The sequence below is a fragment of the Pseudomonas sessilinigenes genome (genome assembly GCF_003850565.1).
GTDB classification, from domain to species: Bacteria; Pseudomonadota; Gammaproteobacteria; order Pseudomonadales; family Pseudomonadaceae; genus Aquipseudomonas; species Aquipseudomonas sessilinigenes.
Genome location: NZ_CP027706.1, coordinates 6,763,689 through 6,786,647, shown reverse-complemented (window position 1 = coordinate 6,786,647; position 22,959 = coordinate 6,763,689). Strand labels below are relative to the sequence as shown.

Genomic DNA, 22,959 nt, shown 5'->3' with positions numbered 1-22,959 from the left:
CGGCAGTCGTTTGCCTTGCCTCAGGGCTGCGCAAATTAGCCTAATCTGTGCTGTCTGAGGCGGGACTACTGGGTGTTCATTTGGCAGTGCTGAAGCAAGGACCCTCATGAAGCAAAAGCGGACTTTCGCAACGCCACGGTTGTTGGGCATTGTCTGGCCCTTCATTGCGGTGGTGGTGTTCCAGGCACTATTGGGTGGCCTCAGCCTGTATGTCCTATCGGCTGTGCGTGGTTATGTCGCCGGCGAAAGCCTGTGGTCCAAGGGCCAGAAGGACGCCATCTACTACTTGAGCCTGTATGCGGACAGCCGCGACGAAGGCGCCTTCCTCAAATACCAGAATGCGATCGCCGTGCCCCAGGGCGGGCATGAGCTGCGCGTGGCCCTGGATCGCCAGCCGCCGGACCTGGAGGCTGCCCGCCTGGGGATTCTCAAAGGCGGCAATCACCCTGACGATGTTTCCAGCCTGATCTGGCTGTATCTCAATTTCCGCCATTTCAGCTACTTGGAAAAAGCCATCGACCGCTGGACCGTAGGGGACAGCTACCTGCTGCAACTGGATACGGTGGCGCGGGAGATGCACCGGGGCATCAGCGACAATACCGCCAGCGAAGCCGATATCCAGCGCTGGAAGAGTGAGATCTTTGCGATCAACGATGGCGTCACCCCGGCTGCCAAGGCTTTCAGCGATGCCTTGGGCGAGGGGTCACGGGTGATCCTGCGGCTGTTGCTGGTGACCAACCTGGCCACGGCGCTGATCCTGATCGCGCTGGCGTTGTTGCGTACCCATAAGCTGTTGGCGCAACGTCATGCCTTCGCCAGTGCCCTGCAATTGGAAAAGGAGCGGGCGCAGATCACCTTGCAGTCCATCGGCGATGGAGTGATCACCACGGACGTCGAGGGGGCCATCGCCTACATGAACCCGGCCGCCGAGGAGTTGACCCGCTGGAAGGCCGAGCAGGCTGTGGGCCTACCCCTGGCGGCGCTGTTCAGCGTGCTGGATGAAAATGCCCAGGCCGACGGTTTTGCCTTGATCGAGCATATCCTCAGTGGCCGGCTCAGCGGTGGCAGCGAGCATTCCAAGCTGATTCAGCGCCTGGATGGCAGTACGGTCTCGGTGACTCTGGTCGGGGCACCGATCCGCAATGCCGGCAAGGTCAGCGGTGCGGTGCTGGTGCTGCATGACATGACCCAGGAGCGCCAGTACATCGCCAACCTGTCCTGGCAGGCGACCCATGATGCCCTGACCGGGCTGGCCAATCGCCGGGAATTCGAGTTCCGCCTGGAGCAGGCCCTGCATAACCTGGCGCGCCAGCCGGCCCGGCATGCACTGATGTTCCTGGATCTGGATCAGTTCAAGCTGGTCAACGATACCTGTGGCCATGCTGCCGGTGACGAGTTGCTGCGCCATATTTGCGCGCTGTTGCAATCGGGCCTGCGCGAAGGCGATACCCTGGCCCGGCTGGGTGGGGATGAGTTCGGCATCTTGCTTGAGAACTGCTCGCCGGAGGCCGCGGAGAAAATTGCCGAAGGCCTGCGCCAGACCGTGCAGAACCTGCATTTCGTCTGGAAGGGCCGGCCGTTCGTGACCACCGTGAGCATCGGCCTGGTGCATGTTGCGCAGACTCCAACGACCCTGGAGGCGTCTTTGCGCGCTGCCGACATGGCGTGCTACATGGCCAAGGAAAAGGGCCGTAATCGGGTGCAGGTCTATCATGCCGACGATTCGGAGCTGTCCCTGCGTTTTGGCGAGATGGCTTGGGTCCAGCGCTTGCACATGGCCCTGGAGGAGAACCGGTTCTGCCTTTACTCCCAGGAGATCACCGCCCTGGGGCATGTAGAGGGTGATACTGGACATGTCGAGATTCTCCTGCGCCTGCATGACGAGGCGGGCCGCATGATCCTCCCGGACAGCTTCATCCCGGCGGCCGAGCGCTATGGCTTGATGACGGCCCTGGATCGTTGGGTAGTACAGAATGTATTCAAGGTCATCGCCCAGTGCATCGAAGAGGGGCGCGAAGGGCCGATGGCGATGTGCGCGATCAATCTGTCCGGCATCACGATTGGCGATGACGAGTTCCTCGACTTCCTGCGCGAGCAGTTTGCCGCCTATGGCGTGCCGCCAAAGATGATCTGCTTCGAAATTACTGAAACCAGCGCAATCGCGAATCTGGGCAGTGCAATTCGTTTTATAAATGAACTCAAGGGCTTAGGTTGTCATTTTTCCCTGGATGACTTTTGTGCGGGAATGTCGTCGTTCGCTTATCTCAAACATTTGCCTGTAGACTTCCTAAAGATCGATGGAAGTTTCGTAAAGGATATGCTGGACGACCCGATTAACCGTGCCATGGTCGAAGTGATCAATCACATCGGGCATGTCATGGGTAAGCGCACGATTGCCGAGTTTGTCGAAACACCGCAGATCGAGCAGGCATTGCTCGAGATCGGCGTGGATTATGCTCAGGGCTACCTCATTGAGCGCCCGCAGTTGTTTACCTGTGACAGTTTGCAGTGTCGACCCGTGCGGCCACGGCCCCTGTTGTTCAAGGCGCCCGGCACGTTCCGTTGAAACCTCTTTTGGATCCATACATCACAATCAAAAGGAGCCCGACAGTGATCGACACATTCAGCCGAACCGGCCCGCTCATGGAAGCTGCCAGTTACCCCGCCTGGACCCAGCAATTGATCCAGGACTGCAGCGAGAGCAAGCGCCGCGTCGTAGAGCATGAGCTGTACCAGCGCATGCGGGATAACAAGCTCAGCCCGAAGGTCATGCGCCAGTACCTCATCGGCGGTTGGCCGGTGGTGGAGCAATTCGCCCTGTACATGGCGCAGAACCTGACCAAGACTCGCTTTGCCCGCCATCCAGGTGAGGACATGGCGCGCCGCTGGCTGATGCGCAACATTCGAGTCGAGCTCAATCATGCCGATTACTGGGTGCATTGGAGCCGGGCCCACGGGGTGACCCTGGAAGACCTGCAGGCGCAGCAGGTGCCACCGGAACTGCATGCGTTGAGCCATTGGTGCTGGCATACCAGCTCGGCGGACTCGTTGATCGTCGCCATTGCCGCCACCAACTACGCCATTGAAGGCGCCACTGGCGAGTGGTCGGCCCTGGTCTGCTCCAATGGCATCTATGCGGCCTCCTTCCCTGAGGACGATCGCAAGCGCGCCATGAAGTGGTTGAAGATGCATGCGCAATACGATGATGCCCACCCTTGGGAGGCACTGGAGATCATCGTGACCCTGGCGGGGCTGAATCCGAGCAAGGCCCTGCAAGTGGAGCTGCGCCAGGCGATCTGCAAGAGCTATGACTACATGTACCTGTTCCTGGAGCGTTGCATGCAACTGGAGAAGGTCACGGTAACCCGCGAGCGCCTGGCGCTGGCCGAGGGCTGAGTCAGCAGTTGGCAGGCAAGATCGCCGCAAGCAACCGTGCTTGTGGCGATGTTTTCACCGCGTTCAGCCGGCCATCGCCAGTCGGTTGCGCCCTTCGCGCTTGGCGACGTACAGCGCACTGTCCGCACGGCGTAACAGGCTCTCGGCGGACTCTCCCGGCAATAGCGTTGCGCAGCCTAGGCTGACGGTCAGCTCGATGGGGCTGCCATTGTCGGCCCGATATTCCTGTACTTGGGTGGCATTGCGCAGGCGCTCTCCCACCATTGCCGCCGCTTCGCGACCGGTGTTGGACAACAGGACCAGGAACTCCTCCCCGCCAAATCGAAAGACCATGTCCACATTGCGCAATTGCCCCTTGATCGAGGCAGCAACGGCCTTGAGTACTTCATCGCCCGTGCTGTGGCCGTAGCTGTCGTTGATGCGCTTGAAGTGGTCGATATCCAGCATCAGGAGTGACAATGGCAGCAGGTGGCGGCGAGCCATTTCGATTTCCCGCTCCAGGGTCTGATCCATGGCGATGCGGTTGCCGGTATCGGTCAGCGGATCTCGCAGGGCGCTACGGGTTGCGGCGCGGTACAGCAGCGCATTGCGCATCGGGTACAGCAAGGTAGACAGCAATGATTCCAGGTGTGCCTGCTCGCTATCGCTGAAGCGCTGGTTGCGGCGAAAGAGCAGCTCGCCCATGGGCTCGCCTTCGTGGCTGAGGCTGTAGCTGATGGAGTGGTGCCCGCGCTGGCCGAATTCCAGGCGCAGATCGCTGGGAGCGTGCTGGTAGTGCAGGGCGTCCAGGGGGACCAGGCGTTGTACTTCGCGAAAGAACAGACCAAGGATGCGCTGCGGCTCCAGGCTGGTCTGCAATTGCAGGCCCAGTTGCTGGCGCAATTGCGCCAGGCTCACAGGCTGCTTGAGCAGTGGCGATTGTTGAGTAAAGCCCAGGCGTTGCAATTTGGCGCTATCAAAGTCAATTGCGTTGTTCTGGGTGGGAATCTTCATCTGAGCTTGCGCCCCCTGAGCACGGTATAGGGTCTTACTGGCTGGGTGAGAGCGGCTCGGAGCTGCGCGTCGTACTGTTCCTTCAGTCCCGTAGGACAATCGCGCATATTTTATGCCGCTTCATCTCGGGCTTCCACGCCCCGATAAAAGCCGTTTTCCACGGTGCCAAGGCACGGTGTCTTGAGTGCTCTTAGAGCGAAACTCGTGCCATTCAGTTCAGATGAGTAAAACTCTTTTGAATTCAAATGCTTGAATTGCAGCTGAAAAATGCTGTCACCGTAGATGACATTTGTTTGGCTAAAACCTCGCAGGACGCGGGCTTTATCGAGGAGTCGCGACGGTATTCCGTCGCGACGAACGGTGGGGCGTTATTGTGCGTCGAAAGCCTGGCCATTGATGCCGGTGCTGTCCGGGCCCATCAGGTACAGGTAGACCGGCATGATTTCTTCGGGCATCGGGTTCTTGCTGGGGTTCTCGCCCGGGTAGGCCTGGGCCCGCATGCTGGTCCGGGTCGCGCCTGGGTTGATGCTGTTGGCACGTACCGGCGCCACGGTGTCCAGTTCGTCGGCCAGGGTCTGCATCAGGCCCTCGGTGGCGAACTTGGATACGCCATAGGCGCCCCAGTAGGCACGGCCCTTGCGACCCACGCTGCTGGAGGTGAAGACCACCGAGGCGTCCTGGGACAGCTTGAGCAGTGGCAGCAATGTGCTGGTCAGCATGAATGTGGCGTTGACGTTGACTTGCATGACTCGCATGAAGTTTTCCCCGGACAACTGTTCCAGCGGGGTACGCGGACCGATGATCGACGCATTGTGCAGCAGGCCGTCGAGGTGGCCGAACTCGGCTTCGATCATGGCTGCCAGTTCGTCGTACTGATGCGGCAGGGCAGTTTCCAGGTTGAATGGGATCACGGCCGGTTGCGGGTGCCCGGCGGCCTCGATGGCGTCGTAGACCTCGGTCAGGTTGGCTTCGGTCTTGCCGAGCAAGAGGAGGGTAGCGCCATGGGCGGCGTAGGTCTTGGCGGCGGCGGCACCGATGCCGCGGCCGGCGCCGGTGACCAGGATGATCCGGTCCTTGAGCAGTTCGGGGCGAGCGGAGTAGTCAAACATAAAGGGACCTCAACAGAAATTGGAGCGTTCCCGGCGTTCGGCCGGACGTGCGGCTCAGCAGCTGCACAATGCGTTATCCAGGACCTGGCGCAGTTCCAGTGGGTGGTTGACCACCACGTCGGCGCCCCAGTGCCGGGGGTTGTCGTCCGGGTGGATGTAGCCATAGGTCACGGCAGCGGTCTTGGTGCCAGCATCGCGACCCGACTCGATGTCCCGCAGGTCATCGCCGACGAACAGGACGGTGGACGGGTCCAGATCAAGCATCTTGCAGGCAAGGGTCAGTGGTTCGGGGTCCGGCTTGCTGTTTTTCACGTGATCCGGGCAGATCAGCAGGGCCGAGCGCTCGGCCAGTCCCAGCTGCTGCATGATTGGCTCGGCGAAACGCAGGGGCTTGTTGGTGACCACGCCCCACGTCAGGTTCGCTCGTTCGATGTCTTCCAGCAGCTCGCCCATGCCATCGAAGAGCCGGCTATGCACGGCGCAGTTCTCCAGGTAGCGCTCGAGAAACTCCTGGCGCAGCTCCTCGAAACCCGGGGATTGCGGGTCCATGGAGAAGGTCACGGCAACCATGGCCCGGGCTCCGCCGGAAATCTCGTCACGGATGTGCTGGTCGGCGATGGGCGGTAAGCCGCGGTCGCGGCGCATGCCCTGGCAAACGGCGATGAAATCCGGTGCGGTATCGAGCAGCGTGCCATCCATGTCGAAAAGAACGGCTCTGATGGCCATGTCTTACTCCTCTCGCAAAGTCTGGATCATGTAGTTGACGTCCACGTCCGCTGCCAGCTTGTAGTGCTTGGTCAGTGGGTTGTAGGTCAGGCCGATGATGTCCTTGACGGTCAGGCCGGCGGAGCGGCTCCAGGCACCCAGTTCGGAAGGGCGGATGAATTTCTTGAAGTCGTGGGTGCCGCGAGGCAGCAGCTTCATGATGTATTCGGCGCCGACGATGGCGAACAGGTAGGCCTTGGGGTTGCGGTTGATGGTGGAGAAGAACACCTGGCCGCCAGGCTTGACCATGCGAAAGCACGCGTGAATCACCGATGATGGGTCGGGAACGTGTTCGAGCATCTCCAGGCAGGTGACGACGTCGAACGCTCCAGGCATTTCCTCGGCCAGGGCTTCGGCGGTGATCTGCCGGTATTCGACGTTGACGCCGGACTCCAGCTGGTGCAGTTGGGCAACTGCCAGCGGGGCTTCGCCCATGTCGATGCCGGTGACTGTAGCGCCGCGCTGGGCCATGGCTTCGCTGAGGATGCCGCCGCCGCAGCCGACGTCCAGGACCTTCTTGCCGGCCAGGTTGACGCGTTCGTCGATCCAGTTGACTCGCAGTGGGTTGATGTCGTGCAGGGGCTTGAACTCGCTTTCGCGATCCCACCAGCGATGGGCCAGGGCTTCGAACTTGGCGATTTCGGCGTGGTCGACGTTGCTCATGGGTAATGCTCCAAAGCTAAAAAATCTTTGTATGGCCTCAAGCTTCAGCTCAAGGCCGGGGTTATTGGGCGTGTCCGCCGATGCGTTGGCCCCAGCTGCGGGCGGTTTCGCCAAGTTGTCGCTCATCCATCCGAGTCAGTTGCCGGTCATCCAGCAGCTGCTTGCCGGCTACCCACAGGTGCGCTACGCAATCGCGACCGGTGGCGTAGATCAGCTGCGACACCGGGTCGTAGATCGGTTGCTGGGCCAGGCCGGAGAGGTCGAATGCCACCAGATCCGCGGCCTTGCCGATTTCCAGGGAGCCCACCTCGGTCTCCAGGCCCATGGCCCTGGCACCGTTGAGGGTCGCCATGCGCAGGGCGCGATGGGCGTCCAGGGCCGTTGCCGAACCCGATACGGCCTTGGCCAGCAGCGCCGCTGTGCGGGTTTCGCCCAGCAGGTCGAGGTCGTTGTTGCTGGCGGCGCCGTCGGTGCCGACAGCGACATTGACCCCGGCTTGCCACAGGCGCTCCACCGGGCAGAAGCCGCTGGCCAGTTTCAGGTTTGATTCTGGGCAATGAATCACACTGGTATTGGTTTCTACCAGTAAAGCCAGGTCCTCATCGCTGATTTGAGTCATGTGAACGGCCTGGAAGCGTGGTCCCAGGAGTCCCAGGCGGGCAAGGCGGGCCAATGGCCGTTCGCCGCGCTGCTCCATGGCCTGCTGCACTTCGAACGCGGTTTCATGCACATGCATGTGGATCGAGGCGTCGAGTTCCTCGGCGATCATCCGGACTTTCTCCAGATTCTCATCGCCGACGGTGTAGGGGGCATGAGGGCCGAAGGTGATCCTGATGCGAGGGTGGTGCTTGAGGTCGGCGAACAGTTCTACGCCCTGGCGAATGGCTTCGTCGGCGTCATGGGCGCCGGGGATCGGGAAGTCCAGCACGGGGATGGCGATCTGGGCGCGGATGCCGCTGTTATGGACGCGTTCGCTGGCAACCTTGGGAAAGAAGTACATGTCGGAGAAGCAGGTGATGCCGCCTTTTATCTGTTCGGCGATCGCCAGGTCCGTGCCGTCGTGGACGAAGCTCTCATCGACCCATTTGGCTTCGGCGGGCCAGATGTGCTTCTCCAGCCAGGTCATCAATGGCAGGTCGTCGGCCAGGCCGCGAAACAGGGTCATGGCCGCATGCCCGTGGGCATTGACCAGTCCTGGGCTGAGCAGCATGCCCGGGAGTTCGCGCACTTCGCTGGCCTGCTGCTTCAGGGCTGCGCTGCGTGGGCCGATGAAGGCGATGCGACCATCGCGGATGCCCAGGCCATGTTCCTTGAGCACGACGCCAGCTGGCTCCACGGGCACCAGCCAGGTGGGCAGCAGCAGAAGGTCGAGCGCGGTTTCACGGTTCGGCATCGAGGATCGGTCCAGGGCTTTGCGAATAGAAGGATGGCGAAGTATACCCGAGCGTCTTCGCGGGGGGATCGCTATAATCGGCGGCTTTTGTCATGAGTACGGGGTGAGGGATGCGCGATCGTCTGTTGGCTGCGGAGAAGGTGAAGGCCATTGCTTGGCGAGATGGCACCCTGTATCTGCTCGATCAGCGAGCCTTGCCTCTTGAGGAGCGCTGGATCGCCTGCGACAGCGTCGGCGCAGTGATCGAGGCCATCGGCTCGATGGCGGTGCGCGGCGCGCCGGCCATTGGCATCAGCGCGGCCTATGGCGCGGTTCTGGCGGCCAGGGCGCGTTTTGCCGCGGGTGGCGATTGGGTCGCGGCCTCGCAGGCGGATTTCCAGCGGTTGGCCGACGTACGCCCTACCGGGTTCAACCTCTCCTGGGCGGTGAATCGCATGAGCGAGCGCCTGGAGCGGGTCAAGGAGTGTGCCGACCCAGTGGCGGCCCTGGAGCAGGAAGCCCTGGAGATTCATGAAAGTGATCGCGAGGCGAACCTGACCATGGCCCAGTTTGGGGTCGAGCTGATTCGCAGGCACCAGGGCAATCCCCAGGCGCTATTGACCCACAGCAATGCCGGAGGCCTTGCCACGGGTGGTTTTGGCACGGCCCTGGTGGTGATTCGCGCGGCGTGGCTGGAAGGCATGGTGGAGCGGGTGTATGTCAATGAAACCCGGCCTGGGCTGCAAGGCTCGCGCTTGACGGCCTGGGAGCTGGCCGGCGACGGTATTGCCGTGACCTTGAATGCTGATTCCGCCGCGGCACATATCATGAAGACCAAGGGGCCGACCTGGATGATCGTCGGTGCTGACCGGATCGCTGCCAACGGAGATGTGGCCAGCAAGATCGGTACCTACCAGCTGGCGGTCAATGCCATGCATCACGGTGTGCGCTTCATGGTGGTGGCGCCCAGTTCGAGCATCGACATGGGGCTGGCCAGTGGCGAAGACATCGTCCTCGAGGAGCGCGATGCCCGGGAGCTGCTAGAGCTGGATGGCAAGCGGGTGGGGCCTGAAGTCGAGGTCTTCAATCCGGTGTTCGACGTTACACCTGCGGACCTGATCGACGCGATCGTCACTGAAAAGGGCGTAGTCGAGCGTCCGGATGCGGCCAAGCTGGCCCAGTTGATGTGCCGCAAGCGCTTGCATTGAGACCTGGGAGCCAGGTGGTCGATTCAGGCTCGTGGGAATAGCTGCCAGGTGGGTAAAAAACCTCATGAATAGGGGCGAGTTGGGTCTCTGAGCGCCTGTCGTCCCTTATCAGGCGGTCACCGGTCAACTAACTATGCTCCATGCGCATCAGGGGGATAGGTGCGTGGCGGCGATTGTGATAACATCCGGCGGTTTCCAAGGCGGTTCGACGCGACCGCCTCTACTGCGCAAATCCATGGCATAACTTGTTGATTTGTCGTAAGTCGGTGCATGGCACTAGGCCTGCAGCGGCGAGCTTCGTTCGTCCTGTCTGGATGTGGCGAAGTTTCACCAGAAAAAGGAATCAGGCTTCTCATGGGCGAACTGGCCAAAGAAATCCTACCGGTCAATATCGAAGACGAGCTGAAACAGTCCTACCTCGACTACGCAATGAGCGTAATCGTCGGGCGGGCACTGCCTGATGCGCGCGATGGCTTGAAGCCCGTGCACCGGCGTGTGCTGTACGCGATGAGCGAGCTCGGTAACGACTGGAACAAGCCGTACAAGAAATCTGCCCGTGTGGTCGGTGACGTGATCGGTAAGTATCACCCGCACGGCGATACCGCTGTATACGACACCATTGTCCGCATGGCCCAGCCATTCTCCCTGCGCTACCTGCTGGTAGACGGCCAGGGCAACTTCGGTTCGGTGGACGGCGACAACGCGGCGGCCATGCGATACACCGAAGTGCGCATGACCAAGCTGGCGCACGAGCTGCTGGCCGACCTGCACAAGGAAACCGTGGACTGGGTGCCGAACTACGACGGCACCGAACTGATCCCCGCGGTCATGCCGACCAAGATCCCCAACCTGTTGGTCAACGGCTCCAGCGGCATCGCCGTGGGCATGGCGACCAACATTCCGCCGCACAACCTCGGCGAAGTCATCGACGGCTGCCTGGCGCTGATCGATAACCCCGAGCTGACGGTCGATGACCTGATGCAGTACATCCCGGGGCCGGATTTCCCGACCGCGGCGATCATCAACGGTCGCGAAGGCATCATCGAGGCCTATCGCACCGGTCGCGGCCGTATCTACATGCGCGCCCGCTCGACTGTCGAGGACATCGACAAGGTCGGCGGTCGCCAGCAGATCGTCATTACCGAACTGCCTTATCAGCTCAACAAGGCACGCTTGATCGAGAAGATCGCCGAGCTGGTCAAGGAGAAGAAGCTCGAAGGCATCACCGAGTTGCGCGATGAGTCCGACAAGGACGGTATGCGCGTGGTGATCGAGTTGCGTCGTGGCGAAGTTCCGGAGGTGGTCCTCAATAACCTCTACGCCCAGACCCAGCTGCAGAGCGTGTTCGGTATCAACATCGTTGCGCTGATCGATGGCCGTCCGCGGATCCTCAACTTGAAGGATCTGCTGGAAGCGTTCGTCCGCCATCGTCGCGAAGTGGTCACCCGGCGTACCGTATTCGAGCTGCGCAAGGCCCGTGAGCGTGGCCATATCCTCGAAGGCCAGGCGGTTGCCCTGTCCAACATCGATCCGGTCATTGCCCTGATCAAGGCGTCGCCGACGCCGTCGGAAGCCAAGGAAGCGCTGGTCAGCACGCCTTGGGAGTCGAGTGCGGTAATGACCATGGTGGAGCGTGCTGGCGCGGACTCGTGCCGTCCGGAAAACCTCGACCCTCAGTATGGCCTGCGCGATGGCAAGTACTTCCTGTCCCCGGAGCAGGCGCAAGCCATCCTGGAGTTGCGCTTGCACCGCCTGACTGGCCTGGAGCATGAGAAGCTGCTGGCCGAGTACCAGGAGATCCTCAATCAGATCGGCGAGCTGATCCGCATCCTCAACAGCGCTACGCGCTTGATGGAAGTGATCCGTGAGGAACTGGAAGTGATTCGCGCCGAGTACGGCGATGTGCGCCGCACCGAGATTCTCGATGCGCGCCTCGACCTGACCCTGGGCGACATGATTCCGGAAGAAGAGCGCGTGGTGACCATTTCCCACGGCGGCTATGCCAAGACCCAGCCGTTGGCGGCCTACCAGGCCCAGCGCCGTGGTGGCAAGGGCAAGTCGGCCACTGGCGTCAAGGATGAGGACTACATCGCTCACTTGCTGGTCGCCAACAGCCATACCACGCTGTTGCTGTTCTCCAGCAAGGGCAAGGTGTACTGGCTCAAGACCTACGAGATCCCAGAAGCCTCCCGCGCGGCTCGTGGCCGTCCGTTGGTGAACCTGCTGCCATTGGACGATGGCGAGTACATCACCACCATGTTGCCGGTGGAGGAGTACACCCAAGGTCATTACATCTTCATGGCTACCGCTAACGGTACGGTGAAGAAGACACCGCTTGAGTCCTTCAGTCGTCAACGCAGCGTCGGCTTGATTGCCCTGGAACTGGACGAGGGCGATGTGTTGATCAGCGCTGCGATCACCGATGGCGAGCGTGAAGTCATGCTGTTCTCCGACGGCGGCAAGGTAACGCGCTTCAAGGAGTCCGATGTCCGCGCCATGGGGCGTACCGCTCGCGGCGTACGCGGCATGCGCCTGGCAGAAGGCCAGAAGTTGATCTCCATGTTGATTCCGGAAGAGGGCAGCCAGATCCTGACCGCTTCCGAGCGTGGTTTCGGCAAGCGTACCGCCATCACCGAGTTCCCTGAGTACAAGCGTGGCGGGCAGGGCGTTATCGCCATGGTCAGCAACGAGCGTAACGGTCGTCTGGTCGGTGCGGTGCAGGTGCTGGACGGAGAGGAGATCATGCTGATTTCCGATCAGGGCACCCTGGTGCGTACCCGTGTCGACGAAGTGTCGAGCCTGGGCCGTAATACCCAAGGCGTGACCCTGATCAAGCTGGCCAACGACGAGACCCTGGTAGGCCTTGAGCGCGTGCAGGAACCTTCGGAAATCGAGGGTGACGAGCTGGAAGGCGAGGAGGGCGGTGACTTCGAGGAAGCTGCGCAGCGTACGGCAGCCGAGTCGGATGAGACCAGCGATGGCCAGGCAGGTGCCGCAGCCGAAGAAGAGTCGCAAGACTAAATAAATCGTAGCAGGGCAGAGTGTTTGCTCTGTCCGCTACCGTGAATGCATAGCGAGAGTGGATGTGAGCAAACGAGCCTATAACTTCTGCGCAGGTCCCGCTGCGCTACCTGAAGCTGTCCTGTTGCGTGCCCAGGCCGAATTGCTGGATTGGCATGGCAAGGGCCTGTCGGTCATGGAGATGAGCCATCGCAGCGATGAGTTCGTCTCCATCGCCACCAAGGCCGAGCAGGACCTGCGTGACCTGCTGGATATCCCCTCGAACTATAAAGTGCTGTTTCTGCAAGGCGGCGCCAGCCAGCAGTTTGCCCAGATTCCCCTGAACCTGTTGCCTGAAGGCGGCAAGGCCGACTATGTCGACACCGGCATCTGGTCGCAGAAAGCCATCGAGGAAGCCTCTCGCTATGGCCAGGTGAATGTGGCGGCCAGCGCCAAGCCCTACGATTACTTCTCGATTCCGGGGCAGGACGAGTGGCAGTTGTCGAAAGATGCGGCCTATGTGCATTACGCGCCGAACGAAACCATCGGTGGCCTGGAGTTCAGCTGGATTCCAGAAACCGGTGAGGTTCCGTTGGTGGCCGACATGTCCTCCGACATTCTCTCGCGTCCTGTGGATATCTCTCGCTTCGGCATGATCTATGCCGGTGCGCAGAAGAACATCGGCCCTAGCGGCATCCTGGTGAACATCATTCGTGAAGACTTGCTGGGGCGTGCCCGGCCGTTGTGCCCGACCATGCTCGATTACAAGGTCGCGGCGGATAACGGTTCGATGTACAACACTCCGCCGACCCTGGCCTGGTACCTGTCCGGCCTGGTATTCGAATGGCTCAAGGAGCAGGGTGGGGTGCAGGCCATTGCCAAGCTCAATGACGTCAAGCAGCGCACCCTGTACGACTTCATCGATGCCAGCGGCCTGTACAGCAACCCGATCAACAAGGTCGATCGTTCGTGGATGAACGTACCGTTCCGCCTGGCCGATGACCGCCTGGACAAGCCGTTCCTCGCCGGCGCGGACGCGCGTGGCCTGTTGAACCTCAAGGGCCATCGCTCGGTGGGTGGCATGCGGGCTTCCATCTACAACGCCGTGGACATCAATGCGGTCAACGCGCTGGTGGCCTACATGGCGGAGTTCGAGAAGGAACATGGCTGATGTCTGAGCAAGAACTCAAGGCCTTGCGCCTGCGCATTGATGCCCTGGACGAAAAGGTCCTGGAGCTGATCAGTGAGCGTGCGCGGTGCGCCCAGGAAGTCGCCCGGGTCAAGATGGCTACCCTGACGGAAGGCGAGTCCCCGGTGTTTTATCGTCCCGAGCGCGAGGCCCAGGTTCTCAAGCGGGTGATGGAGCGTAACCAGGGCCCGCTGGACAACGAAGAAATGGCGCGGCTGTTCCGTGAAATCATGTCTTCTTGCCTGGCGCTCGAGCAGCCGCTGAAAGTGGCGTACCTCGGTCCTGAGGGGACCTTTACCCAGGCGGCGGCGATGAAGCACTTCGGCCATGCGGTGATCAGCAAGCCGATGGCTGCGATCGACGAAGTGTTTCGCGAAGTGGCGGCTGGTGCCGTCAACTTTGGCGTGGTGCCTGTGGAAAACTCCACCGAAGGTGCGGTTAACCACACGCTCGATAGCTTCCTCGAGCATGACATGGTGATTTGCGGTGAGGTGGAGTTGCGTATCCACCATCACCTGCTGGTGGGCGAGAACACCAAGACCGACAGCATCAGTCGTATCTACTCCCATGCCCAGTCCCTGGCCCAGTGCCGCAAGTGGCTGGACTCGCACTATCCGAATGTCGAGCGTGTGGCGGTATCGAGCAACGCCGAGGCGGCCAAGCGAGTCAAGGGCGAATGGAACTCGGCGGCGATCGCCGGTGACATGGCGGCGAGCCTTTACGGCCTGACTCGTCTGGCCGAGAAGATCGAGGATCGTCCGGACAACTCCACGCGCTTCCTGATGATCGGTAGCCAGGAGGTGCCGCCGACTGGCGACGACAAGACATCGATCATCGTCTCCATGAGCAACAAGCCGGGTGCATTGCACGAGCTGCTGGTGCCGTTTCACGACAACGGTATCGACCTGACGCGAATCGAGACCCGTCCTTCGCGTAGCGGCAAATGGACCTATGTGTTCTTCATCGACTTCGTCGGCCACCACCGCGACCCGCTGGTCAAGGGTGTGCTGGAGAAGATCAGCCAGGAAGCAGTGGCACTCAAGGTGCTGGGTTCCTACCCGAAAGCGGTTCTCTGAGGCTTAAACAATGAGTGGCGACTTCCTCGCCCTGGCGCAGCCAGGCGTGCAACAACTTTCGCCGTACGTTCCGGGCAAGCCCGTGGACGAACTGGCCCGTGAGCTGGATATCGATCCGGCGACCATCGTCAAGCTGGCGAGCAACGAGAACCCGCTGGGTGCCAGTCCCAAGGCCCTGGCTGCGATCCGCGAGGAGCTGGCCGAGCTGACCCGCTATCCGGATGGCAACGGTTTCGCTCTCAAGTCCCTGTTGGCCCAGCGCTGCGGTATCGAGGTCGAGCAGGTGACCCTGGGCAATGGCTCCAACGACATTCTCGAACTGGTCGCTCGCGCCTACCTGGCCCCGGGCCTGAACGCGGTATTCAGCGAGCATGCCTTTGCTGTCTACCCGATTGTCACCCAGGCGGTGGGTGCCCAGGCGAAGGTGGTCCCGGCCAAGGACTGGGGGCACGACCTGCCCGCCATGCTCAGGGCTATCGATGGGCAAACCCGGGTGGTGTTCATTGCCAACCCCAACAACCCGACGGGGACTTGGTTCGATGCCGAGTCCCTGGACGAGTTTCTCCAGGATGTGCCGGCCCATGTGCTGGTGGTACTGGACGAGGCCTATATCGAATACGCCGAGGGCAGTGACTTGCCCGATGGACTGGATTTCCTGGCGGCTTACCCGAACCTGCTGGTGTCGCGGACCTTCTCCAAGGCCTATGGCCTTGCGGCCCTGCGGGTCGGCTATGGGCTCTCGACCGCAGTTGTGGCGGATGTGCTCAATCGGGTGCGTCAGCCCTTCAACGTCAATAGCCTCGCCCTGGCGGCGGCTTGCGCGGCGCTGCAAGACGAGGAGTACCTGGCTGAAAGTCGTCGCTTGAACGAGGCCGGCATGCACCAGCTGCAGGCGGGGTTCCGTGACCTGGGGCTGAGCTGGATTGCGTCCAAGGGCAACTTCGTCGCCGTGGACCTGGGGCGCGAGGCGGCTCCGGTGTTCCAAGGGTTGTTGCGTGAGGGTGTGATCGTGCGTCCCGTGGCCAATTACGGGATGCCCAACCACCTGCGGGTGACCATTGGCCTGCCAGCGGAAAATACTCGCTTCCTTGAGGCCCTGGCCAAGGTCATGGCCCGTGGTTGATGTCATTCCAATGCAATCTGCTGTACCTATGATCGGTCGCCTGGTGGTGATTGGCCTCGGCTTGATTGGCGGCTCGTTTGCCAAGGGCTTGCGTGAAAGTGGCATGTGCCGCGAAGTTGTTGGTGTCGACCTGGATCCCCAGTCCCGTCGGTTGGCGGTCGAGCTGGGGGTGGTGGACCGCTGTGAGGAAGACCTCGCCCTGGCTTGCCAGGGGGCCGATGTCATTCAACTGGCAGTGCCGATCCTGGCCATGGAGAAGCTGCTGGGCAAGCTGGCTGGCATGGATCTGGGGCGGGCGGTGCTGACCGATGTCGGCAGTGCCAAGGGTAATGTGGTGCGGGCGGCTACCGAGGCCTTTGGCGGCATGCCTGCGCGTTTTGTGCCCGGGCACCCGATCGCCGGTTCCGAGCAAAGCGGTGTCGAGGCTTCCAATGCTCAGCTGTTTCGTCGGCACAAGGTAATCCTGACGCCGTTGGCGCAGACCGATCCGCTGGCGCTGGCGCTGGTCGATGGGTTGTGGCGTGAATTGGGGGCAGATGTCGAACATATGCAGGTCCAGCGTCATGACGAAGTTCTGGCTGCAACCAGCCATCTGCCGCATTTGCTGGCATTTGGCCTGGTCGACTCGCTGGCCAAGCGCAGTGAAAATCTCGACATCTTCCGTTACGCTGCCGGCGGGTTCCGCGATTTCACCAGAATCGCCGGCAGTGACCCGGTCATGTGGCACGACATCTTTCTCGCTAATCGCGAAGCGGTCCTGCGCACACTCGATACATTTCGCAATGACCTCGACGCCTTGCGCGACGCGGTCGATACAGGGGACGGGCACCAGCTGTTGGGCGTATTCACTCGCGCCCGGGTAGCCCGCGAGCATTTCGGCAAAATCCTGGCCCGTCGGGCCTATGTGGACGCTATGAACTCCAACGATATGATTTTCCTGGCAAATCCTGGTGGCCGCCTGAGTGGGCGGATTCGCGTACCAGGTGACAAATCGATTTCCCATCGCTCGATCATGCTCGGCTCCTTGGCCGAGGGCACCACTGAAGTCGAGGGTTTCCTCGAAGGTGAAGATGCTCTGGCCACGCTGCAGGCTTTTCGCGACATGGGCGTGGTTATCGAAGGCCCGCATCACGGCCGAGTGACCATCCACGGCGTTGGCCTGCATGGCTTGAAGCCAGCGCCAGGGCCGATCTACCTGGGTAACTCCGGTACATCGATGCGCCTGCTTTCCGGTTTGTTGGCGGCGCAAACATTCGATAGCACCCTGACTGGCGACCCGTCGCTGTCCAAGCGTCCGATGAACCGTGTGGCCAACCCGTTGCGGGAAATGGGTGCGGTAATCGAGACGGCGGCCGAAGGTCGTCCTCCGATGGTGATTCGTGGCGGGCACAAGCTCAAGGGCTTGACCTACACCTTGCCGATGGCCAGCGCCCAGGTGAAATCCTGCCTGCTATTGGCGGGGCTGTATGCCGAAGGCAAGACCACTGTGACCGAGCCAGCGCCGACTCGCGACCATACCGAGCGCATGCTGCGCGGCTTCGGTTATTCGGTGGATGTTGAAGGGGCGACCGCCTCGGTGGCCTCCGGTGGCAAGCTCAAGGCTACCCATATCGAGGTGCCGGCGGATATCTCCTCCGCGGCCTTCTTCCTGGTGGCCGCTTCGATCGCCGAAGGCTCCGAACTGGTGCTGGAGCATGTGGGGATCAACCCGACTCGTACCGGAGTCATCGACATCCTGCGCTTGATGGGGGCCGACATTCGCCTGGAAAACCAGCGTGAAGTGGGTGGCGAACCGGTTGCAGACTTGCATGTGCGCGCAGCCAAGCTCAAGGGGATCGAGATTCCGGAGGAATTGGTCCCGCTGGCGATCGACGAGTTCCCGGTACTGTTCGTCGCGGCCGCCTGTGCCGAAGGGCGCACGGTGTTGCGTGGGGCTGAGGAGCTGCGGGTCAAGGAGTCCGATCGTATCCAGGTCATGGCCGACGGCTTGCTCACGCTGGGCGTCAAATGCGAACCGACGCCGGATGGCATTATCATCGATGGTGGCCAGATTGGCGGCGGTGAAGTCCATGGTCATGGCGATCACCGAATTGCCATGGCGTTCAGTGTGGCCTCGCTGCGTGCCAACGCGCCAATTCGCATCCATGATTGCGCCAACGTCTCCACTTCTTTCCCTAACTTCCTCGCGCTTTGCGCCGAGGTTGGTATTCGTGTCGCGCAAGAGGCCCAGTCGTGATGAGCAAGGCCCCTGTAATTACCATCGATGGGCCTAGCGGTTCGGGCAAGGGCACCATCGCTGGCAAGCTGGCCGAGCATTTGGGCTGGTGCCTGCTGGATTCTGGTGCCTTGTATCGATTGTTGGCGTTCGCTGCGCGTAATCATGGGGTCGACCTGACCAATGAAGAGTCGTTGAAGCTGTTGGCGGCTCACCTGGACGTTCAGTTTCTTGGTGCGACCGAAAGCCATCCGCAACGGATCATCCTGGAAGGCGACGATGTGACCGACGACCTGCGTAATGAGCAGGTCGGTGCCTGGGCTTCTCAGGTTGCGGCTCTACCAGCGGTACGCGAGGCGCTGTTGCAGCGGCAGCGGGCTTTTCGCGAGCTGCCGGGGCTGGTGGCCGATGGACGTGACATGGGAACGGTGGTGTTTCCCGATGCGCCATTGAAGATTTTCCTGACGGCCAGTGCCGAGGAGCGTGCACGCCGCCGCTACTTGCAGTTGAAGGGAAAAGTCGATGGTGTTAGTCTGTCGAGTCTGCTAGATGAGATTCGTGAGCGCGATGAGCGCGACACCCAGCGAGCCGTGGCCCCGCTTAAACCAGCGGTGGACGCTATTCAGCTGGACTCCACGGAGTTATCCATCGATCAGGTGTTGCAACGCATCTTGAGCGAAATCGCTATTCGCGATATCGCCGGGTGAACAAGGAAGGTCGCGGGGGACCAGTCATAGTCCTGCGATCTTTCTTTTATATGAACGTAACCCACATTGTCTGGAATGTGGCAGATGGGCGGATTCTTCGCCCTCATCAACAGGAATTAAAATGAGCGAAAGCTTTGCGGAACTCTTTGAAGAAAGCCTAAAAACCCTGAACCTTCAGGCAGGCTCCATCATCACCGGTGTTATCGTCGACATCGACTACCAAGCGCGTTGGGTAACCGTACACGCTGGTCTGAAGTCTGAAGCGCTGATCCCGCTTGAGCAGTTCTACAACGATGCTGGCGACCTGTCCATCAATGTTGGTGATGAAGTTCACGTTGCTCTGGATTCGGTTGAAGACGGCTTTGGTGAAACCAAGCTCTCCCGTGAAAAAGCCAAGCGCGCTGAATGCTGGATCGTTCTGGAAGCAGCCTTCGCAGCCGAAGAAGTGGTCAAGGGCGTTATCAACGGTAAGGTTAAGGGCGGCTTCACTGTCGACGTTAACGGCATCCGTGCGTTCCTGCCAGGTTCTCTGGTTGATGTCCGTCCAGTGCGCGATACCACGCACCTGGAAGGCAAAGAGCTCGAGTTTAAAGTCATCAAACTTGACCAGAAGCGCAACAACGTTGTCGTTTCCCGTCGTAGCGTCCTCGAAGCCGAGAACTCCGCTGAGCGTGAAGCTCTGCTGGAATCCCTGCAGGAAGGCCAGCAAGTCAAAGGTATCGTCAAGAACCTCACCGACTACGGTGCATTCGTTGATCTGGGCGGCGTCGACGGCCTGCTGCACATCACCGACATGGCTTGGAAGCGCATCAAGCACCCATCCGAAATCGTCAACGTTGGCGACGAGATCGATGTCAAGGTTCTGAAGTACGATCGCGAGCGCAATCGTGTTTCCCTGGGCCTGAAGCAACTGGGCGAAGATCCGTGGGTTGCCATCAAGGCTCGTTACCCAGAAAGCACCCGCGTTACCGCTCGTGTAACCAACCTGACCGACTACGGCTGCTTCGCTGAGCTGGAAGAGGGCGTTGAAGGCCTGGTACACGTTTCGGAAATGGACTGGACCAACAAGAACATCCACCCTTCGAAAGTCGTACAAGTCGGCGACGAAGTGGAAGTTATGGTTCTGGACATCGACGAAGAGCGTCGTCGTATCTCCCTCGGCATCAAGCAGTGCAAGTCCAACCCATGGGAAGACTTCTCTGGCCAGTTCAACAAGGGCGACAAGATCTCCGGCACCATCAAGTCGATCACCGATTTCGGTATCTTCATTGGTCTGGACGGCGGCATCGACGGTCTGGTTCACCTGTCCGACATCTCCTGGAACGAAGTGGGCGAAGAAGCCGTACGTCGCTTCAAGAAGGGCGACGAGCTGGACACCGTCATCCTGTCTGTTGACCCAGAGCGCGAGCGCATTTCCCTGGGTATCAAGCAGCTGGAAAGCGATCCGTTCTCCGAGTACGTACAAGAGAACGATAAAGGCGCAATCGTTAAGGGTGTTGTGAAAGAAGTTGACGCCAAAGGCGCCATCATCACCCTGGCCAACGATATCGAAGCTACTCTGAAAGCCTCTGAAATCAGCCGTGACCGCATTGAAGATGCGCGTAACGTCCTGAAGGAAGGCGAAGAAGTTGAAGCCAAGATCATCAGCGTTGACCGTAAGAGCCGTGTAATCCAGCTCTCGATCAAGTCGAAAGACGTTGAAGACGAGAAAGAAGCTATCCAAAGCCTGCGCGACAAGCCAGCTACTTCGGATATCGCTGCTGGTCCTACCACTCTGGGTGACCTGCTGCGTGCACAAATGGAAAAGCAGAACTAAGTTCTACTTGACCATAAAAAGGGCGACTTCGGTCGCCCTTTTTTGTGCTTTTTTTTCGTCCTGAATGGGCCTGCCCTGAATCCCTTGCTACAGAGGACTACAGGCTTGGTAACGGCGCAAGCAGTAGTGTGCCGGGGTTCAGGGCTAGATGGTTTTTTTGGAGGGGTGCGCGGCTCAATGCTGTGATGGTTGTTGTATCTCTTTCAGGTTGCGACATTTCTCCAGTGTTGGCTCGTAGAAAGACTGGTTCTGGACTGACTACAGCTCCACAGGTAAGTCCTCTTTATCGAAGATAAGTCAATCCTGGGCTGTTCAAATTAATCTGGCCATGCTAAAACCTTCGGTGTGCTTTTCCTAGCTGCTTGAAAAAGAAGGGAAAAATATGACGAAGTCGGAGTTGATCGAGCGAATTGTCACCCATCAAGGGCTTCTCTCATCCAAAGACGTTGAGTTGGCCATCAAAACTATGCTTGAGCAAATGTCCCAGTGCCTGGCCACTGGTGATCGAATTGAAATTCGTGGCTTTGGCAGTTTCTCATTACACTACCGCGCTCCTCGTGTAGGCCGTAACCCCAAGACTGGGCAATCTGTCAGTCTTGATGGAAAATTTGTTCCTCACTTTAAACCGGGAAAAGAACTGCGTGATCGGGTCAATGAGGATGAAGAGTAGGCAGCGCTTCAGTTTGAAGGGGCGCTATGCGTAGCTTGCCTTCGTTGCATCTTTTTTAAGTAATTATTTTTTGAACCAATGACTTCATATTTCACCTGGATGTGCATTGCCTTGTGCTCTGTTGCAGAATAGCAGGCGCAACTTCCAGTTCCTTTTCAGCTTGAGGCGGCCTCATGGTTGCAATGTAAAGCGCTCAGAACACTCATCCAGTGACGAAAGCGTTTAAAGGCCCAGAATAACGCTCAGATAGTGATGGCGTTTTCATTGGTTTTATATGAGGAAATATCGACCGGCACTGGTAGTGCTATATGGTAGGGGAGGTTTGGCAAAGCATTGATAGGGTTTAAATCTCATGGTCTTTGTTTTTTAGTTCAAGCCTGTTCATTTAGTGCGTTGTCTGATGAGGGCGCAGGCCTAAAGTGGAAGGATTACTAGCGTTTTGAAAATATTAGAAAATTTAGCTGTCGTATAAATAGCTTTAGGGGCATGGATAGATAATTAAAGTAATGAGTAAGCTTATCTTATATTTTCAATACGAGTTCACAACAAAAATGCCCTGCGCGGTGCGTTGGGCATTTTTCGGAAACGGAATCTGCTCTTACTAAGCTTTATTCAGTGTAACCGTTAGGGTTTAAAGACTGCCAGCGCCAAGTGTCAATCATCATGTCGTTCAGAGTGCGTTCAGCTTTCCAGCCAAGTTCTTTTTCGGCTTTATCCGGGGCAGCCCAACATTCTGCAATATCTCCTGGGCGACGTGGTGCCATGCGATAAGTAATAACTCGATTGCTCGCCTGTTCGAAAGCTCGAATCATTTCAAGAACACTATACCCTCTACCTGTTCCCAAGTTCCATACATTGAGTCCTTGTTTGTCGTTGATGGCTTGCAAGGCTTTTAAGTGTCCCTCGGCTAAATCAACCACATGGATATAGTCACGGACACCTGTGCCATCCTTTGTGGGGTAATCTGATCCAAAAACTGTAAGTTCCTTGAGCTTTCCTATTGCAACTTGGCTGATGTAAGGCAGCAAATTATTTGGTATTCCATTGGGGTCTTCACCTATTAGTCCCGTCGGATGTGCGCCTACGGGGTTGAAGTAGCGCAACAACGCAATGCTCCATCGCGGATCCGAAGAGGCTAAGTCCATGAGAACCTGTTCGGTCATTAGTTTCGAGCGCCCGTAAGGGTTGGTTGGTGCGCCTGTCGCGAAACTCTCACTAATAGGCATTTGCTCGGGCTCCCCGTACACGGTAGCCGATGAGCTGAATACTAGTTTGAAAACTCCAGCTGAAGCCATGGCCTGGCAAAGCCCGACGCTTCCTACAATATTGTTCTCATAATATTTTAGTGGCTCGCGTGTGCTCTCGCCTACAGCCTTAAGTCCTGCAAAGTGCAGTACGCTGGAAACCTGGTGCTGTGTAAATAATTTGTCCAATAGCTCTCTGTCGCGAACATCCCCTTGTATAAAAACTGGTTTTCGTCCAGTTATCTGATAGGCGCGATCTAGTGAGCTGGCTGAGCTATTGCATAGATTATCCAATACAATAACGTTATGGCCCGATTGTAGCAAAGTAACGACTACATGAGAACCAATGTAGCCTGCACCACCAGTAACTAAAATAGAATCAAGCATAAAGTACCGAATGTATGTGGTGTTTG

The 22,959-nt window shown here is 59.1% G+C and carries 17 protein-coding genes; 11 read left to right on the top strand and 6 right to left on the bottom strand.

Going from position 1 to position 22,959, the window contains the following annotated elements; all coding sequences use genetic code 11:
- Positions 1-106: 106 nt before the first annotated feature.
- Positions 107-2,566 carry an EAL domain-containing protein gene (locus C4K39_RS30895; RefSeq protein ID WP_068587665.1) on the top strand — a complete coding sequence of 820 codons (2,460 nt, stop codon included), beginning with the start codon at positions 107-109 and terminating at the stop codon, positions 2,564-2,566.
- A 77-nt stretch (positions 2,567-2,643) separates the two neighbouring features.
- On the top strand, positions 2,644-3,396 hold the full coding sequence (locus tag C4K39_RS30890) for an iron-containing redox enzyme family protein (RefSeq protein ID WP_416220695.1): 753 nt from the start codon (positions 2,644-2,646) through the stop codon (positions 3,394-3,396).
- A 63-nt stretch (positions 3,397-3,459) separates the two neighbouring features.
- Here C4K39_RS30890 and C4K39_RS30885 read toward each other — a convergent pair whose 3' ends face one another.
- The 5 genes from C4K39_RS30885 to C4K39_RS30865 all read right to left on the bottom strand — a co-directional run bounded on the left by C4K39_RS30885 (position 3,460) and on the right by C4K39_RS30865 (position 8,319).
- Positions 3,460-4,389: a GGDEF domain-containing protein gene (locus C4K39_RS30885; protein ID WP_068587668.1), complete on the bottom strand. Its 930-nt coding sequence runs from the start codon at positions 4,387-4,389 to the stop codon at positions 3,460-3,462.
- Positions 4,390-4,757: 368 nt separating this feature from the next.
- Positions 4,758-5,498: a YciK family oxidoreductase gene (locus C4K39_RS30880; protein WP_124348263.1), complete on the bottom strand. Its 741-nt coding sequence runs from the start codon at positions 5,496-5,498 to the stop codon at positions 4,758-4,760.
- Positions 5,499-5,552: 54 nt separating this feature from the next.
- The gene (mupP, locus tag C4K39_RS30875) at positions 5,553-6,224 is read right to left on the bottom strand and encodes an N-acetylmuramic acid 6-phosphate phosphatase MupP (RefSeq protein ID WP_068587672.1); all 672 of its coding nucleotides are present in this window, start codon (positions 6,222-6,224) and stop codon (positions 5,553-5,555) included.
- Positions 6,225-6,227: 3 nt separating this feature from the next.
- Complete coding sequence (gene ubiG / locus C4K39_RS30870; RefSeq protein ID WP_124348262.1) at positions 6,228-6,926, bottom strand: bifunctional 2-polyprenyl-6-hydroxyphenol methylase/3-demethylubiquinol 3-O-methyltransferase UbiG; 699 nt, start codon at positions 6,924-6,926, stop codon at positions 6,228-6,230.
- Between the two features lie 61 nt (positions 6,927-6,987).
- Complete coding sequence (locus C4K39_RS30865) at positions 6,988-8,319, bottom strand: TRZ/ATZ family hydrolase (protein WP_068587675.1); 1,332 nt, start codon at positions 8,317-8,319, stop codon at positions 6,988-6,990.
- Positions 8,320-8,429: 110 nt separating this feature from the next.
- Between C4K39_RS30865 and mtnA the strand changes: the two genes are divergently transcribed.
- From mtnA to ihfB, 9 genes are all read left to right on the top strand, one after another.
- Positions 8,430-9,506, top strand: a complete 1,077-nt coding sequence (gene mtnA / locus C4K39_RS30860) for an S-methyl-5-thioribose-1-phosphate isomerase (RefSeq protein WP_124348261.1) — start codon at positions 8,430-8,432, stop codon at positions 9,504-9,506.
- 354 nt (positions 9,507-9,860) lie between these two features.
- Positions 9,861-12,527 (top strand): DNA gyrase subunit A, encoded by a 2,667-nt coding sequence (gyrA, locus tag C4K39_RS30855; RefSeq protein WP_124348260.1) that lies wholly within the window; start codon positions 9,861-9,863, stop codon positions 12,525-12,527.
- Between the two features lie 64 nt (positions 12,528-12,591).
- Positions 12,592-13,677, top strand: coding sequence for a 3-phosphoserine/phosphohydroxythreonine transaminase (serC, locus tag C4K39_RS30850; RefSeq protein ID WP_124348259.1), 1,086 nt, complete (start codon positions 12,592-12,594; stop codon positions 13,675-13,677).
- Positions 13,677-14,771 (top strand): prephenate dehydratase, encoded by a 1,095-nt coding sequence (pheA, locus tag C4K39_RS30845; RefSeq protein WP_068587680.1) that lies wholly within the window; start codon positions 13,677-13,679, stop codon positions 14,769-14,771. Before serC ends, pheA begins: the two co-directional genes overlap by 1 nt.
- A gap of 10 nt (positions 14,772-14,781) precedes the next feature.
- Positions 14,782-15,894, top strand: a complete 1,113-nt coding sequence (gene hisC / locus C4K39_RS30840) for a histidinol-phosphate transaminase (protein ID WP_068587682.1) — start codon at positions 14,782-14,784, stop codon at positions 15,892-15,894.
- Positions 15,895-15,922: 28 nt separating this feature from the next.
- Positions 15,923-18,130 carry a bifunctional prephenate dehydrogenase/3-phosphoshikimate 1-carboxyvinyltransferase gene (locus C4K39_RS30835; RefSeq protein WP_068587683.1) on the top strand — a complete coding sequence of 736 codons (2,208 nt, stop codon included), beginning with the start codon at positions 15,923-15,925 and terminating at the stop codon, positions 18,128-18,130.
- Positions 18,130-18,816 (top strand): (d)CMP kinase, encoded by a 687-nt coding sequence (gene cmk, locus C4K39_RS30830; RefSeq protein ID WP_068587685.1) that lies wholly within the window; start codon positions 18,130-18,132, stop codon positions 18,814-18,816. The genes C4K39_RS30835 and cmk overlap by 1 nt, the downstream gene beginning before the upstream one ends.
- 121 nt (positions 18,817-18,937) lie before the next feature.
- A complete protein-coding gene (gene rpsA, locus C4K39_RS30825; RefSeq protein ID WP_068587686.1) occupies positions 18,938-20,632 on the top strand; it encodes a 30S ribosomal protein S1 in 1,695 nt (564 codons plus the stop codon).
- Between the two features lie 382 nt (positions 20,633-21,014).
- Positions 21,015-21,302: an integration host factor subunit beta gene (ihfB, locus tag C4K39_RS30820; protein WP_068587689.1), complete on the top strand. Its 288-nt coding sequence runs from the start codon at positions 21,015-21,017 to the stop codon at positions 21,300-21,302.
- Positions 21,303-21,910: 608 nt separating this feature from the next.
- On the opposite strand, the gene galE is transcribed toward ihfB, so the two are convergent.
- Positions 21,911-22,933 carry a UDP-glucose 4-epimerase GalE gene (galE, locus tag C4K39_RS30815; protein ID WP_124348257.1) on the bottom strand — a complete coding sequence of 341 codons (1,023 nt, stop codon included), beginning with the start codon at positions 22,931-22,933 and terminating at the stop codon, positions 21,911-21,913.
- Positions 22,934-22,959: the final 26 nt, after the last annotated feature.

Bases quoted from the DNA above. Each gene is read 5' to 3' on its own strand.
- C4K39_RS30895 (WP_068587665.1), top strand. From the start codon at position 107: ATGAAGCAAAAGCGGACTTTCGCAACGCCACGGTTGTTGGGCATTGTC.
- C4K39_RS30890 (WP_416220695.1), top strand. From the start codon at position 2,644: ATGGAAGCTGCCAGTTACCCCGCCTGGACCCAGCAATTGATCCAGGAC.
- C4K39_RS30885 (WP_068587668.1), bottom strand. From the start codon at position 4,389: ATGAAGATTCCCACCCAGAACAACGCAATTGACTTTGATAGCGCCAAA.
- C4K39_RS30880 (WP_124348263.1), bottom strand. From the start codon at position 5,498: ATGTTTGACTACTCCGCTCGCCCCGAACTGCTCAAGGACCGGATCATC.
- mupP (WP_068587672.1), bottom strand. From the start codon at position 6,224: ATGGCCATCAGAGCCGTTCTTTTCGACATGGATGGCACGCTGCTCGAT.
- ubiG (WP_124348262.1), bottom strand. From the start codon at position 6,926: ATGAGCAACGTCGACCACGCCGAAATCGCCAAGTTCGAAGCCCTGGCC.
- C4K39_RS30865 (WP_068587675.1), bottom strand. From the start codon at position 8,319: ATGCCGAACCGTGAAACCGCGCTCGACCTTCTGCTGCTGCCCACCTGG.
- mtnA (WP_124348261.1), top strand. From the start codon at position 8,430: ATGCGCGATCGTCTGTTGGCTGCGGAGAAGGTGAAGGCCATTGCTTGG.
- gyrA (WP_124348260.1), top strand. From the start codon at position 9,861: ATGGGCGAACTGGCCAAAGAAATCCTACCGGTCAATATCGAAGACGAG.
- pheA (WP_068587680.1), top strand. From the start codon at position 13,677: ATGTCTGAGCAAGAACTCAAGGCCTTGCGCCTGCGCATTGATGCCCTG.
- hisC (WP_068587682.1), top strand. From the start codon at position 14,782: ATGAGTGGCGACTTCCTCGCCCTGGCGCAGCCAGGCGTGCAACAACTT.
- C4K39_RS30835 (WP_068587683.1), top strand. From the start codon at position 15,923: ATGATCGGTCGCCTGGTGGTGATTGGCCTCGGCTTGATTGGCGGCTCG.
- cmk (WP_068587685.1), top strand. From the start codon at position 18,130: ATGAGCAAGGCCCCTGTAATTACCATCGATGGGCCTAGCGGTTCGGGC.
- rpsA (WP_068587686.1), top strand. From the start codon at position 18,938: ATGAGCGAAAGCTTTGCGGAACTCTTTGAAGAAAGCCTAAAAACCCTG.
- ihfB (WP_068587689.1), top strand. From the start codon at position 21,015: ATGACGAAGTCGGAGTTGATCGAGCGAATTGTCACCCATCAAGGGCTT.
- galE (WP_124348257.1), bottom strand. From the start codon at position 22,933: ATGCTTGATTCTATTTTAGTTACTGGTGGTGCAGGCTACATTGGTTCT.